This window comes from Virgibacillus alimentarius (assembly GCF_000709085.1).
Taxonomy (GTDB): Bacteria; Bacillota; Bacilli; order Bacillales; family Amphibacillaceae; genus Virgibacillus_B; species Virgibacillus_B alimentarius.
This window is the reverse complement of sequence record NZ_JFBD01000019.1, coordinates 70,031-85,332: the sequence shown is the minus strand read 5'-3', so window position 1 is coordinate 85,332 and position 15,302 is coordinate 70,031. Positions and strand designations below refer to the sequence as shown.

Below are 15,302 nucleotides of genomic sequence, written 5' to 3'. Positions count from 1 at the left end.
AAGAAAATATAAAGGTCTTTGCTTTGGCCATCATCTACAAAAAATTACAAAATTTGCAAGACACATAGACTCATTCATGTTAAAATAAGGGTGTCAATGAATGGCGGTTGAATGGTGGTTGAATGAATGAAAGGAGAGGTGTTCGTGGAGGAATGGTTTTCGGTAAGTCAGTTAAGTAAACGGACTGAAATTCCAGAAACTACTACTAGAAGATATTTAAACAACTTTGAAGAACATTTCCGCTGGGAACAAAGAGGCAGAGGAAAAAAGTATCATCCTGAAACGATTGAAATTCTGCAGCGAATCGCATATCTTTATGGAAAAGATTATGAAACAACGGAAATTAAAAGTATTTTGTCCAATGAATATGCATTTACAGTAGATGACAATCAAGAAGATACAATGAGTCGGCCTAGAAACCTCGATTCTCCTATGAATTTTGAGGAATTTAGACAGCAGCAAAATGAGTTTAATAAGCAACTATTAAAGCAACTCCAAGAACAGTTGGATTATATAAGGAATATACTAGAAAATCAAAATGTAAAAAGTGAAGAAATAAAGCAGCTTGACCAACCAGAAGAGAAACGGATCGATCGTTTCAACCAAATTATGATTGAACGTAAGGTTAATAGAATTCTGGAAAAAGAAGCGATGGCTCTTTGGCAGAGGCAGCCAATGGAGCAACGAAAGAAACGCGTTGGTTTATTCCGGAAAGCAGAAGACATAGACAAACGTGATCAATTTATAAAAGAATATGTTGATGAACGTTTTGAAACATATTTAAAACGGGAATTTGAGCTTGAACACGATTAAAAAGCGAACAGTGCCAGGCACTGTTCGCTAATTTTTCACAAATGATTGTTTTTCCTATTAAATTATATTATCATTAGAATGTTTAATCATATAAAAGTTTACTTGTGAAAATTATCACTTGTTAGAATAACTGAAAGCAAAGGAGCAGGACATTGGATATTGGAATAGATAAAATTGGCTTCTATGCACCTCATTTATATGTAGATATGAACAAATTAGCTGTCTCAAGAGAGGTAGAGCCAGAAAAATTTACAATTGGGATTGGACAAGAGAAAATGGCAGTTGCACCAATTACTCAAGATACGGTGACATTAGCAGCCAATGCAGCGCTTGATATTTTGACTGAGGCAGATAAGGAAAAGATCGATTTTGTCATTTTTGGCACAGAGACAGGGGTTGATCACTCAAAGTCTGCCGGTGTCTACATCCATCATTTGCTTGGAATGAACCCTTGGGCACGAACAGTAGAAGTGAAACAGGCATGTTACGGTGCAACGGCAGCCATCCAAATGGCAAAAGGACATATTGCATTAAATCCGAGCAGCAAAGTATTGGTGCTCGGAGCTGATATTGCCAGATACGGATTAAAAACTTCAGGTGAAGCGACACAAGGTGCTGGAGCTATCGCCATGGTCATTAGCGCAGAACCAAAGATTATGAAACTTGAAGAACATAGTGCTTATTTAACCGCTGATGTTATGGACTTTTGGCGGCCAGTTTATTCGGAAATGGCACTTGTAGACGGAAAGCTCTCGAATGAACAATACATTTCATTTTTTTCAAAAATATGGGGGAAATATAAAGAAAAAAGTGGTCTAGCGCTTCAGGATTTTGAGGCAATTTGTTATCATTTACCATATACAAAAATGGGTTATAAGGCATTAAAAACGGTATTGGATGAAACGGCAGAAGAAACGCAAGAGCGATTACTTTCAAACTATAAAATCAGTACGCAGTATAGCAGAAATATCGGAAATATTTACACTGGTTCGTTATATCTGGCGCTACTTTCTCTCTTAGAACAAAAAGAAGATTTAGCTGCCGGCTCAAGAATTGGTTTATTCAGCTACGGGTCAGGTGCTGTAGGAGAATTCTTTACCGGTATATTGCAGCCGAATTACCGAAATTATTTAAATACGAGACAACATACGGAATTATTTTCAGCAAGAACGGAAGTATCCGTTTCTGAATATGAACAAATTTTCGCTGAAACGTTGCCTAAAGATGGCACGTCCATTGAGCTTGATACCGATCAAGATCCCGCTAAAATTTGTTTGGCTGGTATGAAAGACCATATGCGGCAATATATTCATAAAACGAAATAGAAGAGATTTATTCCCTTAGATTTTTCTGCTTTCTAAGGGTTTTTCTTTAAGAGGGTAAAATGGATACGATAACAATTTTTGGGGGTTTCATTCATGTCCTACACAGACGATAGTTTAGCATTACATACGGACTTATACCAAATTAACATGGCGGAAACATATTGGGAAGACAATGTTCATAAGCGAAGAGCTGTATTTGATTTGTATTTTAGAAAGCTGCCATTTGACAATGGAATTGGTGTTTTTGCAGGGCTTGAGAAAATTATTGATTTTATTCATCACTTCCGCTTCAGCAAATCGGATTTAATTTATTTAAAGGAAGAACTTGGTTATGCTGATGATTTTATTGACTATCTGAAGACGGTACGTTTTACTGGTAATATTAAATCCGTACGTGAAGGGGAAATTGTTTTTGGAAATGAGCCAATTCTCCGTGTGGAAGCACCTCTTGCTGAAGCACAATTAATAGAAACGGCATTGCTTAATATCGTTAATTATCAGACGTTGATTGCAACAAAGGCTTGCAGAATTAGGCAAACCGTTGGAGAACAGCAATTGATGGAGTTTGGAACAAGACGAGCACATGAAATGGATGCTGCTATTTGGGGAACCAGGGCAGCATTTATAGGAGGTTTTGATTCAACGAGTAATGTAAGGGCAGGTAAATTATTCGGTATACCTGTCTCAGGAACGCATGCTCATTCGATGATTCAAGCTTATAGGGATGAATATACAGCATTTAAAAAATATGCCCAAAGACATAAAAATTGTGTGTTTCTGGTAGATACGTACGACACTTTGAAATCGGGCGTACCAAATGCGATTAAAGTAGCTAAGGAATTAGGAAATCAAATCAACTTCACAGGTGTTCGTCTAGATAGCGGTGATATGGCTTATTTGTCAAAAGAAGCCCGTAAAATGCTTGATGATGCAGGATTTCATGAGACAAAGATAGTTGCTTCGAACGATTTGGATGAAGAGACCATTTTAAGTTTGCAGGCACAAGGGGCAAAAATTGATGCTTGGGGAGTGGGGACCAAATTGATCACCGCATTTGATCAGCCCGCGCTTGGAGCTGTTTATAAACTCGTCTCTATAGAAAATGAGCATGGGGAAATGGTGGATACGATTAAAATATCAGGTAATCCAGAGAAAGTCACCACTCCAAGTATGAAGAAATTGTATCGTATTGTGAACACGATAAATAACAGGGCTGAGGGAGATTATATTACGTTAGAAAATGAATATCCAAATGAGGAAGAAAAATTAAAAATGTTCCATCCGATTCATACGTATATTAGTAAGTTCGTCACAAACTTCAACGCCATCAATTTGCATCATGATATATTTATGGATGGTAAATTAGTATATGAAAATCCTGATCTATTTGAAATGCAAGCGTATACGAAAGACCAATTGGATTTGTTCTGGGATGAATATAAACGGACCATTCATCCGGAAGAATATGCCGTCGATTTAAGTCAGAAAACTTGGGATAATAAAATGGAAAATATTAAAGAAGTTAGAAAAATGGTAAGTGGGATGCAGAGATGAATAACTAATCGAATAGAAAACTTCAGAGGAGCAGGTTCAAGTAGCGAATTCAGTCACCGAAGGGAAAAGATAAATCGAAATACGTATATCGAAAAGTTATCCATAAATCCGATGAAAGACTGAACAAGGAAGAAACCTCATAGGGAAGTCATTCCATTAATGGTGGAAGAATCATCGTGCAATAAAGAAAAAATGAAACAAAATTACCAGATACATATGTCTGTTCAATCAAGGTGGGTTGTAGAACTGTAGCCAGTTTTTAAACAACCTACCTTTTTTGATGAAAATTGATGGTTGACAAAATATGCTCAAACATATAAGATAAGAATCAGGTTGTTTAAATACCCCTACAAGTATATGTATAACCGAAGGAGAGGAGTTAATAAAATGCCTGACAAAAAGAAAACAACCATTGTACTTTTCAGTGGTGATTATGATAAAGCAATGGCAGCATATATTATCGCGAATGGGGCTGCTGCATATGACCATGAAGTAACAATATTCCATACCTTTTGGGGATTAAATGCATTGCGGAAAGAAAATCAAGTACCTGTGAAAAAAGGTTTGATGGAGAAGATGTTTGGGAAAATGATGCCTAGAGGTACAGATAAAATGGGACTTTCTAAAATGAACTTTTTAGGTATGGGACCAAAGATGATTAAAAAGATTATGAAAAAACATAATGCTATGCCTCTTCCTCAATTAGTAGAAATGGCACGTGAGCAAGATATAAAGCTTATTGCTTGCACAATGACAATGGATTTATTGGGGCTTCAAAAAGAGGAATTGCTTGATGGTATTGAGTATGCCGGGGTTGGTGCATATATTGGCGATGCAGAAGATGGGAATGTAGATTTATTTATATAAATTTTTTTGACATATTTAATACCCCATACCGTAAATAATTTTTAGAGGAGGTGAGCCTGTGGAAATTTCATCCGATAAAATTTTAGACGCAAAAGGTGTTTCGTGCCCAGTACCGATTGTACGTACAAAGAAGGCAATCGAAGATATGGAAGCTAATCAAGTGATTGAGGTTCAAGCGACAGATGAAGGCTCAAAGGCTGATATAAAAGCGTGGGCTGATAGCACAGGCCATGATTATCTTGGCACTAAGGAAGATGGGGAGGTGTTCATACATTATATAAGAAAAGCAGAGATGGATAATATAAAGGATGAAGTAACATACAGTGAGATTGTGAACCTAGAACAATTGAAAAGTAAACTAGCAATAAAAGAACCAATTACAATTTTAGACGTCAGAGAGCAAGAGGAATTTGCGTTTGGGCATATACCCGGGGCTATTAATATCCCCCTTGGGGAAATAGAAGATCGATTTGATGAAATCGATAAAACAAAAGAATTGCATGTGATATGCCGTACAGGTAATCGAAGTGATCAAGCTGCCCAAAGGTTAGCGAAAAAAGGGTATAAAAATGTAAAAAACGTTATACCGGGTATGACGAAGTGGGATGGACCTACAGAAATGATTCATGAGGGAGGAAAAACAGATGACAAAAACAATAACAACGAATGAATTGGCGAAAAAAATAATGAATCAGGAAGATACTTTTATTTTAGATGTGCGAAATAATGATGCTTTTAGCGATTGGAAAATTGAAGGAAAAAAAGTGGAGAGCTTAAACGAACCTTATTTCAATCTAATGGATGGGGTGGATTCAATCACTGATAAACTGCCAAAAGATAGAAATGTGAATGTTATTTGTGCTAAAGGGAAATCTTCTGAAATGGTGACAGACATGCTTGAGGAAGCAGGATATACAAATGCATATAGTTTAGAAGGTGGTATGAAAGGATGGAGCGAACATTTAGAGCCAGTTAAGCTTGGAGATCTAAAAGATGGGGGTGCTATTTATCAATTTGTGCGTCTAGGAAAAGGATGCCTATCGTATTTTATTGAATCAAATGGAGAAGCTGCCATCGTCGACGCAGCCCGTATGACTGAGAGTTATGAAAACTTCGCTAAGGAGCGCGGTGTAAAAATCAAACATGTACTTGATACGCATTTGCATGCAGATCATATATCTGGCGGGCGTAAACTAGCTAAAAACGCGGGTGGAACCTATTACCTTCCTTCAAAAGATGCTGAAGAAGTAACCTTTAACTACACATCCCTTGAAGAAGGAAAGACAATTCATGTTGGAAATACGTCTGTTACTGTGCAGCCAATTTATTCACCAGGCCATACAATCGGAAGTACTTCACTTGTTGTTGATGAGACATATTTATTAACAGGCGACACATTGTTTGTTCAATCAATCGGACGTCCTGACCTTGCCGGAAAAGCAGAAGACTGGGTAGAAGATCTTCGTAGCACATTATACAGCCGCTATACAAACTTGTCAGATGATTTAATCGTGTTACCAGCACACTTTTCATTTGTAGAGGAATTAGCAGAAGATGGAAGTGTGTCTGCCCGCTTAGGTGACCTTTATCAAAAAAATACTGGCTTGCAGGTGGAAGATGAAGATAAGTTCAGAAAAATGGTAACTGAAAATTTACCACCGCAGCCAAATGCATATGAAGAAATTCGTAAAACAAATATGGGTAAAATGAATCCGGAAAATGAGCAACAACGTGATATGGAAGTGGGTCCTAACCGTTGTGCAATTGGATAATTAGGAAGATAATCTATCTTGTATAAAGAAAATAATTCGATTAATGGAGGAATACAAATGGAAATAGCTAAAGTTTTAGATGCAACAGGATTGGCATGTCCAATGCCAATAGTCAGAGCCAAAAAAACAATGGAGACGATTGGTACAGGTGAGATTTTAGAAATTCACACAACAGATGAAGGATCAAAAAGCGATCTGACTGCATGGGCAAAGTCCGGTGGTCATGAGTTACTAGAACAAACGAAGGAAGATCAAGTATTCAAGTTTTGGATTAAAAAAGCATAGTAGGAGGCCCATTGTGATGGGTCCCCTCTTTAGAGGGGGAATGTAATTGGATTATAGTATTCTTTTTATGATAACGATCTTTTTAATTGGATTCATCGGATCCTTTATTTCCGGAATGGTAGGGATTGGTGGATCGATTGTCAAATATCCAATGTTATTATATATTCCGCCTTTACTTGGATTAGGTGCATTTACTGCTCATGAAGTAGCTGGAATTAGTGCGGTTCAAGTTTTATTTGCTACTGTTGGTGGAGTTTGGGCATACCGAAAAGGTGGATATTTAAATAAACAACTGATTATTTATATGGGGATAAGTATCCTAATAGGAAGTTTTATAGGTGGTTATGGTTCTCAGTTGATGAATGAGAGCAGCATTAACCTTGTTTACGGGATACTTGCAACGATCGCTGCTATCATGATGTTTGTACCGAAGAAGGGAAATGATGATCTGCCGCATGATCAAGTGACTTTTAATAAATGGCTTGCGGCAGGTTTAGCGCTTCTTGTTGGAATTGGTGCAGGAATTGTTGGTGCTGCAGGAGCATTTATATTAGTACCGATCATGCTGTTAGTGCTAAAAATTCCTACCAGAATGACAATCGCTTCCTCTCTAGCGATCACTTTTATTTCTTCGATCGGGTCAACCACAGGAAAATTGGTCACGGGACAAGTGCTATTTTTGCCGGCAGTTATCATGATCGTCGCAAGTCTCATTGCCTCTCCACTAGGAGCTAATGTCGGAAAAAAGGTGAACACAAAAGTATTGCAATGGATATTAGCACTGCTCATTTTAGCAACAGCAATCAAAATCTGGCTAGATATCCTATGAATATGAATCGACAATATTCGAGTGGTGCCAGGCACCATAAAAAAAAAGCAAGCGCTTTGCTTGCTTTTTTTTATGCGGTGCTGCTGTTGTCTTTTGCTGTTGCGAGTTGGCCGCCGTTTTTGAGGTATTTTTCGATTCCTTCAGAAGCACGATAAGCTAGTGCTCCTATTGTTGGGGTTGGGTGAATCCCTCCGAATTGAGGAAAGGCAGAGCCACCCACTACAAAGAGATTGTCTACATCCCACATTTGCAAGTAGTTATTCACTGCAGATGTTTCAGGGTTGTCTCCCATAATCACGCCCCCGGTGTAATGTCCTCCGAAATAGACATGATTAAATTTCTTAGGTATTTCATCTTCATCAATGATATCGGCGCCCATTTCTTTCAAGACTTCTTTACATTTTTTAATACCAAATTTCGAGATATTAAAATCTTGATCAGTGAATTTATTTGTAATTCGAATAAGCGGATCATTAAAATCATCTTTATATGTTGGATCTAAATCCAAATAATTATGCCAATAAGACATGACTGCATTGGTATACCATAAATTTAAGTTTCGATTTGCATAGAAAATAGAATTTTCCTTGAATTCCGGTCCCCATTTTGGAGTGCCTTTTGGAACTTTGTTACTTGCGATTGCACCATCACCATATTGTCTGATTTCAATTTGTCCGCCGTGAATAAAATCCAAATCAGTATGATCAAATTTATCAGCTTGAAAATCACTGAACGTGGCTCCAAGTGCCCCTGCGCCCATATAAAGGTTGAATTTCTTATCTTTAAAAAATCCTCTCGCACCAAGATGAGAATTATTATATTGGCCATTAAAGTTTCTACCAATAACGCCTTTTCTTGTTTTTGGATTATATGGCTCACCGATCTCAGATAACATTAATAAACGATTGTTCGTAAATGTAAATGCAGCCAGAACAACAACGTCAGCAGGCTGTTCATACTCTTGACCTGTCACCGTATCAACATATAGGACCCCATTTGCTTTGCCACCATCATGGAGCACCCGTCGTACGTAGGATTGGGTTCTTAACTCAAAATTACCTGTTTCTTTTGCTGCTGGAATGACTGTAACAATGGGATCTGCTTTAGCTCCAAAATCACACCCATATTGGGTGCAAAAAGCACAATACTGACATTGATTGATTACCTGTCCATCCGGGTTTTCATAATTTTCCGTGATATTACCGGATGGAATTTGGAAAGGATGATAACCCAAATTTTTGGCTGCATCTTTAAATAAACGTAAATTTGGCGTTTCTTTCATCGGTGGATTTGGGTAGTCACTTGAACGTTTTGGACCAAGTGGGTCTTCTTCACCAGAGATTCCAGCCATTTTATCAAACTTATCATAATACTTCTCCAACTCGTCGTAGGTGATTCCCCAGTCTTGTATCGTCATGTCCTCAGGTATTTTTTTCTTCCCATATCGCTCGACTGTCTTACTATAGATTTCAAAATCGTAGGGATCAAATCGATAGGATGCTCCTGCCCAGTGAACACCGCCACCGCCTAGATCCGTTCCTGCCATCATTTCACCCTGGGTTCTAACGGGCAGTGCTGTTTCGTTTATTTCATTACGGGAGGTAATTGTTTCATGTGATAAATTTTGCATCATTTCAAAGCGGTTGGTATAGCGAAGTTCGTCTTTCACTCCAGTGTAATCTGCTGTTTTTCTATTTTCTCCCCGCTCTAGTGTAACCACTTTATAACCTGCTTTAGAAAGCTCGGCGGATACAATGCCGCCAGACCAGCCAGAACCAACAACAACGACATCAACTTTATCCAACTTTTTTGCCATCATCTATCCCTCCAGTTAACCTTGGTAGTCCCTTAGACTCTTTGGTTCCATCTTAATAAAATCATCACTTTCTATGTCATTAATATAAGCTGCACGTGGTCCAGGGTATTCTTTCATGACCCAACCTTGCATATTTTTGTTGCCTCCATATACTGGATCTGCATATACACCTTCTAATGTAGTTTGCAGGAGTAAATTGAAAAAGGTTGTAGCTTCAACACCTTTCATTTGAACTTCCCCTTTTTCAAAAGCTTCAAGTATTTCATCTTGCTGATCTCCTTCGGCATCTATGAATTTCTTCTTGAAGCGATCTTGACTCTCTTTATCTAATTTCCGGAGTCCTTGAATAAACATCTCCCCTCTGTTCAATCTTGTTTGATATCTCGGTGTTGGTGTCGGGTTCTGTGTATCTGAATGTGGTCCTTGCTTATCTTGATCTCTATCTTGATGTTCATAGTCCTGGACCTGTTTGCCCTGTTTAAAAGGATCTCTCATATAAGCCTTCGCATTCGAACCCCATTGTCCGGCTAATTGTTTATCAATAAAATAAGGTGCTCCTAGTTCTACAGCACCAGGACCGTTATCGTCCTCAGGGAAAATGCGTTCCGTGGCTGCTTTAAGTACTTCAAAATCCTCTTTACGACTGAAAAACATGCGTGCATCTTGTAATTCTGGGGTTGTTTTGTTCCCTTTTGTTTGTGTATCTTTATCTGGGGTGGTATTCCATTGGTTTGTTACAACCCCACCAAGCAATGATCCCCCAACAACCCCACCAGCAACTAATCCTGTGTTTTTAATAAATCGGCGACGGCTAACACCATCTTTATCGTTTGTATTTACATCCTTTTCATTGTCCTTGTCATATTTATCGGACATTTACATCCCTCCTTGAGAACTTAGATTTGTAAATAAGTATAAAAACAAACAAGCAGTCTTGCTTTGGATAGTTTTATTCTTTCCGATTTTAACCAAAATATGAATATTTCTTTCTAAAAGATCGATTGATATAAAAAAGATGGTGCACATTATAATGCGCACCATCTTCTAACGTTTATTCAATTGTTTCTGGATCGGGAAATTTTTTTCCTTTTGTGTCTACTTCTATTTTTTTCATCTTTTGATCTTTTTTCGGTTTATCGTTAGCATCGCGTTTTACGGATGCGATCTCATCAACTGTATCCATTCCCTCTATTACTTGCCCGAATGCGGCATAGTCACCATTAAGACTAGGAGAGTCGCTTACAACGATAAAAAACTGAGATCCCGCTGAGTCCGGGTCTGATGAACGAGCCATAGAAATCACGCCGCGCTTATGTTTTAAATCATTTGAAACACCATTTGAATCAAATTCTCCTTTAATCGTATATCCTGGGCCGCCTTTACCATTTCCTTCTGGATCGCCGCCTTGTATCATGAAATCAGGGATAACACGGTGAAAAATGAGACCGTCATAAAAACTGTTTTCAGCCAAAGAAATAAAATTATTAACGGTATTTGGAGCTATGTCGGGATATAATTCAATCTTTATTTCATCCCCGTCTTCCATTGTAATCGTAACGAATGGACTTTCTTGTTCAAATTTTGTTTGATCACTAGTTGAATCCGTTGATTCTGATTGATTTTCAGTTTTTTCTGGTGTTTCCTGTTTTGTCTCCTCATCCTCTGGCTGTGAACCGCACCCCGCCAACATGATAAATACTAGAAGCATACCGATGATATACAGAACATTCTTCTTTGTCGTTAATCGATTCACGCGAAAACCTCCACATGGGGACAGTCCCCCCCTCTTGAAAATTTATATAGATTTAAACAGCAATTTCTTCAAAATTGGTGCAAAATGTTCCGGAAGCTCTGAGACATTTGGTATCATAACGCGCTCTTTTCCGTAAATATTTTTCATGGTTGTATCATCTTGTTCATCAATTTCACCGTCAGCCAGAAACATGCCGACGACGTCAATTCCTTTATTTCGAGCTTCTGTAACGGCAATATTTGTATCCACAATCCCATTTTGGTCATAATTTGCAGCAGCTGGTTCTCCGTCTGAAAATACGAGTAAAAATTTATGTTTCTCTCTTCTTTTTGCGAGATCTTCCGTCATGATACGAATGCTGAAACCATCGCGGTTATCTTCCTCTGGCTCCAGCTGCATGATTTTCGCTCCGCTTGTTTGAGAAGGAAAGTCTGCATGCGTATGAATCAAATGAAAATAGTTTGGCTGATAATTTTTCTTTACTTCATTGGCATCTTCCCAAAAGCCTACGATGGAGTGAGGAATTTTCAATTGTTTTAAAACTTCGTGAAAAAGGACAATACCACGCTTTGTTTCTTCCATTTTATTATGCATGGAAGCGGAACAGTCTACAAGTAAGGTGAAAACAGCATCGATCTCATTTGATTCCTCACTTTTTTTATAAAATACTCTCGGGTTTTCGTCAATCACAAGTGGCATTAACTTTTTGGAAAGACGGCCAATTACTAAATCCTTCCTTGGTGCATTCATTTTATGTTCTAGTGTTTTCTTAATGGTTGTTGCAAGTTTGCGTTTTGCTGCCTCAATATCCGAAGCATATGCATGGTAAACTTCTTTATCTGCTTTTGAAGGGGGATGTGCTTCTTTTCGTATAGCAATGGCGTCTTTATTTTCTTCTCCGTAAGGGCTGTCTCCCTTTGAAGCATCCTTGTTTGTCTCGCGCTCAAGCGATTCGAGTTCCGAGTAGTCATTTTTGTCACTTTTCCCTGATGCACCTTGAACGGTACCCATTGCTTGATCAGCATCATCGGTTTCTCTTGTTCCACCACCCATGAGATTTGTTTTCGTTCCAACTTCCATTTCAAACTGAAGAAAATTTTGTTTTCTATCGCTATTTTGATTTTCTCTGTGCCAGGTTGAAAAACGCTGGTCCATATATTCATTATTATCCTCATCGATCTCCTCTTTATCCTCGTTTGCCAGTTTATCTGTTCGGGTTAATTCATCAAAAAGTGTATTTTCTTCTAATGTTCCCAAATATGCGATTGGGAAAACAAAATAGTCATTAATCATATCTTCTTCTTCATACAGTTCGGTCTGAAGGACGATGTGCTCGACGATATGTATTATATCTTTGGTATTTTTTGCCTCAAAGGCGGAATAAATAGATGGCTTTAGTTTTTCTAGCAGGTTTAATCGCCCTTCATTTGCTTTTGGAAAATACGGATCTGGCTGATTGGCGTACAGTGTAAGTGAGATCAGACAAAATAATTCACTTAGTGTATAGCTTCGTGTGACGTTTGTTGCTAATTGTGTTTCAAAATAATGTCGCATAAAATGATTGCGGATGGAGAAATCCTTTTCCGTGCCAGGGCGAACTTTTTTTATCAGATCTTCAAGACGCAAATCTTCGAGCAACGTAAACAATTGGGAAGAAAACTTCGGAAGCATGGAATGATTCCGTTTATCCGCATACATTTTTAAGTCTGGTACGGATGAATAATACATTGTTCCGATGGTGCGTAGAAATACGTCTGTCTTATAGCCGGATTCCCTGATCTGGTGCTTCTCAACATCCCACAGCCGGCTTCCGGTCACTTTACCATTCACGATGTCCATATAGGAGCCGTAGGAATATTCGAATAGTAAATCAGGCTGACCGGATAAGACAGTGGTTAAATCTTGTAATTGCCTGTAAAGATTCGTGTCGATTTTGGTATCCACCCACCGGTTATACTTCATCCCTAATTCTCCTTTCTAGAACAACGTTTCAGCTAAGTTTTCCACAAATTCTTTTTCTCGGTCCTCTTCCAGCTTATCAATAATAGAACGCAAAATAGCGCGTTTTGGGGGAATGACAACACTTAAATCACAAGCATCAAGCAAAGCACGAATCGAAGCTGCGTCTTCAGCTAGTTTTCCTTGATCTACTGCATGAATTAAGTCTGCTGATAATGTGGTAAACAGATCAATCATCGTTTTATCTGTTAATCTTGTATTGCTCTTGATCAATTCTTTTAGTTGGTCACCTTGAAGATAAGGAACGTCAATCACGATAAAGCGATTCTTTAGTGCTTCGTTTAGAGGTACAGTACCAATATATCCTTCATTGATTGCCGCTATCACATTAAATCCTTTTTTCGCAGTAATGACTTCATTTGTAAATGGATTCGTAACTGTTCTCCGGTAGTCGAGCGTTCCATTAATAAGTGGCAGTGTTTCTGGCTTGGCCATATTTATTTCATCGATATATAGAAAACTTCCGTCTTTCATCGCACTCGTTACAGGACCGGGAACAAATTTTATCACTTGTTTTTCATCTTCATAAGCTAAGGTTTTAAAACCCATTAGGCTTTCAGCATCTAAATCCACAGAACAGTTAATACTGAACATTGGCTGATGGAATAAATGGGATAGTGTTTCTGCCAACTTTGTCTTTCCTGCACCTGTTGGTCCCTTTAATAATATATTTTTCCCCATGCTTAGAGCGGTAATAGCATCAATAAATAGCTCGTTGGTTGGCGGGACATATCCGTCCTCTCGGATGAGGTTATTGTGTGTACTATCCTGTGTTCTTTGGTTTTTATTTAAAATTTCAACGATATTTTCTGGTAAATTGTAGTTCATAGTTATGGCTAGCTCCTTTCTAGAAATATTGTAAATGTTATATAGATAGATGGCAACGATTGGGTGTTTTTCAAACAGAGAAGATGTCTGTTAATATAGGAATATACGAAAGTGATCGTGTAGATGTAGATAGATATCCTCAAAATATTAACGTCTTTTCACAATAATTTTCTACATTAAAAACCATACTATCTTTTGAGGTGATTCCGATGTACAAATTATTATCCCATAACGATCTGGATGGGGTAGGATGTGGTATTTTAGCAAAGCTTGCCTTTGGCAATCAGGTGAAGGTGCGTTACAACTCTGTTTCCGGTCTAGACCGGGAAGTGGAGTGGTTTTTCGAACATGAAGATAAGGAAACATTCCTATTTATTACCGATCTGTCTGTGAATGAAGAGAATACAAAAAGGATGGAAGCTTTTTCTCAAACTGGTGGAAATGTACAGCTGATTGATCATCATAAAACCTCGCTTTCATTTAATGATTATGAATGGGGATCTGTTGTCGTCGAGGATGAAAGCGGAAATTTAACTTCAGCAACTTCTTTATTTTATGATTATCTTGTAAAACATAAGCATCTTGATCCATCCGATGCGAAGGATGATTTTGTAGAGCTCGTTAGGCAGTATGATACGTGGGAGTGGGAGAAAAATGATAATCAGCAAGCACGAAGACTCAACACACTCTTTTTCCTCATTTCCATTGATGAATTTGAAGAAAAAATGATCAACCGGTTAAGGGAAGATGAACCGTTCTCCTTTGATGCATTTGAAGAGAAGCTTTTGGATATGGAAGATCGCAAAATAGAACGCTATATTCGCCGGAAAAGACGCCAATTAGTTCAAAAGCTAATCGGTGATCATTATGCAGGCGTAGTATATGCAGAATCCTATCACTCGGAACTTGGAAATGAACTTGGCAAAGAATGTCCGCACTTGGATTATATTGCTATTTTAAATATCGGAGGAAAACGGGTAGGATTCAGAACCATTCATGACCATGTTGATGTATCAGAGGTAGCCAGCTATTTTGGTGGAGGCGGTCATGCGAAAGCTGCCGGCTGCTCCATGACGGATGAAGCATATAAGCGTTTTGTGAAAGAAACGTTTCCACTTAGACCATTGCATGAAGATGCTAAACGAAATCGGTATAATTTGAAACAGTCCACATTTGGATCTCTTTATAAAAATCGTACAGGGGATATATTTCTCCTTTTTCCACTAAATGAGTGTGACTGGGGGATTGAACATAATAAAGAGAAAATAGATAAGACCTTTATAAGTTTTGATGAGGGCGAAAAGTTTTTAAAGCGAAATGATGCAGCGTGGCTAGTAAGAGATGAAGAATTTATAGAATATTTAATGGAAGAAGTCAAAAAGAAAAAGAAATAAACCTAAAAATCACACGATGTGCTCCATAAAGCATATCGTGTGGTTTT

General features: G+C 38.2%; 14 protein-coding genes. 9 read left to right on the top strand and 5 right to left on the bottom strand.

Annotated elements, in window-relative coordinates; all coding sequences use genetic code 11:
- Nucleotides 1-144: 144 nt before the first annotated feature.
- The 8 genes from GZ63_RS17040 (at nt 145) to GZ63_RS0104115 (ending at nt 7,445) form a co-directional block, all read left to right on the top strand.
- Nucleotides 145-813 (top strand): MerR family transcriptional regulator, encoded by a 669-nt coding sequence (locus tag GZ63_RS17040; RefSeq protein WP_198020901.1) that lies wholly within the window; start codon nt 145-147, stop codon nt 811-813.
- Nucleotides 814-965: 152 nt separating this feature from the next.
- Nucleotides 966-2,138 carry a hydroxymethylglutaryl-CoA synthase gene (locus GZ63_RS0104145; RefSeq protein WP_029267174.1) on the top strand — a complete coding sequence of 391 codons (1,173 nt, stop codon included), beginning with the start codon at nt 966-968 and terminating at the stop codon, nt 2,136-2,138.
- Between the two features lie 93 nt (nt 2,139-2,231).
- Nucleotides 2,232-3,692, top strand: coding sequence for a nicotinate phosphoribosyltransferase (locus GZ63_RS0104140; RefSeq protein ID WP_029267173.1), 1,461 nt, complete (start codon nt 2,232-2,234; stop codon nt 3,690-3,692).
- A gap of 387 nt (nt 3,693-4,079) precedes the next feature.
- The gene (locus GZ63_RS0104135; RefSeq protein WP_029267171.1) at nt 4,080-4,559 is read left to right on the top strand and encodes a DsrE/DsrF/DrsH-like family protein; all 480 of its coding nucleotides are present in this window, start codon (nt 4,080-4,082) and stop codon (nt 4,557-4,559) included.
- A 58-nt stretch (nt 4,560-4,617) separates the two neighbouring features.
- Nucleotides 4,618-5,229, top strand: a complete 612-nt coding sequence (locus GZ63_RS0104130; protein ID WP_029267170.1) for a sulfurtransferase TusA family protein — start codon at nt 4,618-4,620, stop codon at nt 5,227-5,229.
- Nucleotides 5,204-6,331: an MBL fold metallo-hydrolase gene (locus GZ63_RS0104125; protein ID WP_029267169.1), complete on the top strand. Its 1,128-nt coding sequence runs from the start codon at nt 5,204-5,206 to the stop codon at nt 6,329-6,331. Before GZ63_RS0104130 ends, GZ63_RS0104125 begins: the two co-directional genes overlap by 26 nt.
- Nucleotides 6,332-6,388: 57 nt before the next feature.
- Nucleotides 6,389-6,616, top strand: a complete 228-nt coding sequence (locus tag GZ63_RS0104120; protein ID WP_029267168.1) for a sulfurtransferase TusA family protein — start codon at nt 6,389-6,391, stop codon at nt 6,614-6,616.
- 67 nt (nt 6,617-6,683) lie between these two features.
- The gene (locus GZ63_RS0104115) at nt 6,684-7,445 is read left to right on the top strand and encodes a sulfite exporter TauE/SafE family protein (RefSeq protein WP_390337288.1); all 762 of its coding nucleotides are present in this window, start codon (nt 6,684-6,686) and stop codon (nt 7,443-7,445) included.
- A 70-nt stretch (nt 7,446-7,515) separates the two neighbouring features.
- Here the strand turns inward: GZ63_RS0104115 and GZ63_RS0104110 are convergent, their stop codons facing one another.
- The 5 genes from GZ63_RS0104110 to GZ63_RS0104090 all read right to left on the bottom strand — a co-directional run bounded on the left by GZ63_RS0104110 (nt 7,516) and on the right by GZ63_RS0104090 (nt 13,861).
- Nucleotides 7,516-9,261 (bottom strand): GMC family oxidoreductase, encoded by a 1,746-nt coding sequence (locus tag GZ63_RS0104110; RefSeq protein ID WP_029267165.1) that lies wholly within the window; start codon nt 9,259-9,261, stop codon nt 7,516-7,518.
- A 15-nt stretch (nt 9,262-9,276) separates the two neighbouring features.
- Nucleotides 9,277-10,137 (bottom strand): gluconate 2-dehydrogenase subunit 3 family protein, encoded by an 861-nt coding sequence (locus tag GZ63_RS0104105; protein ID WP_051681379.1) that lies wholly within the window; start codon nt 10,135-10,137, stop codon nt 9,277-9,279.
- 175 nt (nt 10,138-10,312) lie between these two features.
- A complete protein-coding gene (locus tag GZ63_RS0104100; RefSeq protein WP_038220922.1) occupies nt 10,313-11,014 on the bottom strand; it encodes a peptidylprolyl isomerase in 702 nt (233 codons plus the stop codon).
- Between the two features lie 42 nt (nt 11,015-11,056).
- Nucleotides 11,057-12,976 carry a vWA domain-containing protein gene (locus GZ63_RS0104095; protein WP_029267159.1) on the bottom strand — a complete coding sequence of 640 codons (1,920 nt, stop codon included), beginning with the start codon at nt 12,974-12,976 and terminating at the stop codon, nt 11,057-11,059.
- A gap of 15 nt (nt 12,977-12,991) precedes the next feature.
- Nucleotides 12,992-13,861: an ATP-binding protein gene (locus GZ63_RS0104090; RefSeq protein ID WP_029267157.1), complete on the bottom strand. Its 870-nt coding sequence runs from the start codon at nt 13,859-13,861 to the stop codon at nt 12,992-12,994.
- A 209-nt stretch (nt 13,862-14,070) separates the two neighbouring features.
- Between GZ63_RS0104090 and GZ63_RS0104085 the strand changes: the two genes are divergently transcribed.
- Nucleotides 14,071-15,255, top strand: coding sequence for a DHH family phosphoesterase (locus tag GZ63_RS0104085; protein ID WP_029267152.1), 1,185 nt, complete (start codon nt 14,071-14,073; stop codon nt 15,253-15,255).
- Nucleotides 15,256-15,302: the final 47 nt, after the last annotated feature.

Bases quoted from the DNA above. Each gene is read 5' to 3' on its own strand.
- GZ63_RS0104105 (WP_051681379.1), bottom strand. From the start codon at position 10,137: ATGTCCGATAAATATGACAAGGACAATGAAAAGGATGTAAATACAAAC.
- GZ63_RS0104115 (WP_390337288.1), top strand. From the start codon at position 6,684: ATGATAACGATCTTTTTAATTGGATTCATCGGATCCTTTATTTCCGGA.
- GZ63_RS0104125 (WP_029267169.1), top strand. From the start codon at position 5,204: ATGACAAAAACAATAACAACGAATGAATTGGCGAAAAAAATAATGAAT.
- GZ63_RS0104090 (WP_029267157.1), bottom strand. From the start codon at position 13,861: ATGAACTACAATTTACCAGAAAATATCGTTGAAATTTTAAATAAAAAC.
- GZ63_RS0104085 (WP_029267152.1), top strand. From the start codon at position 14,071: ATGTACAAATTATTATCCCATAACGATCTGGATGGGGTAGGATGTGGT.
- GZ63_RS0104135 (WP_029267171.1), top strand. From the start codon at position 4,080: ATGCCTGACAAAAAGAAAACAACCATTGTACTTTTCAGTGGTGATTAT.
- GZ63_RS0104095 (WP_029267159.1), bottom strand. From the start codon at position 12,976: ATGAAGTATAACCGGTGGGTGGATACCAAAATCGACACGAATCTTTAC.
- GZ63_RS0104140 (WP_029267173.1), top strand. From the start codon at position 2,232: ATGTCCTACACAGACGATAGTTTAGCATTACATACGGACTTATACCAA.
- GZ63_RS0104120 (WP_029267168.1), top strand. From the start codon at position 6,389: ATGGAAATAGCTAAAGTTTTAGATGCAACAGGATTGGCATGTCCAATG.
- GZ63_RS0104110 (WP_029267165.1), bottom strand. From the start codon at position 9,261: ATGGCAAAAAAGTTGGATAAAGTTGATGTCGTTGTTGTTGGTTCTGGC.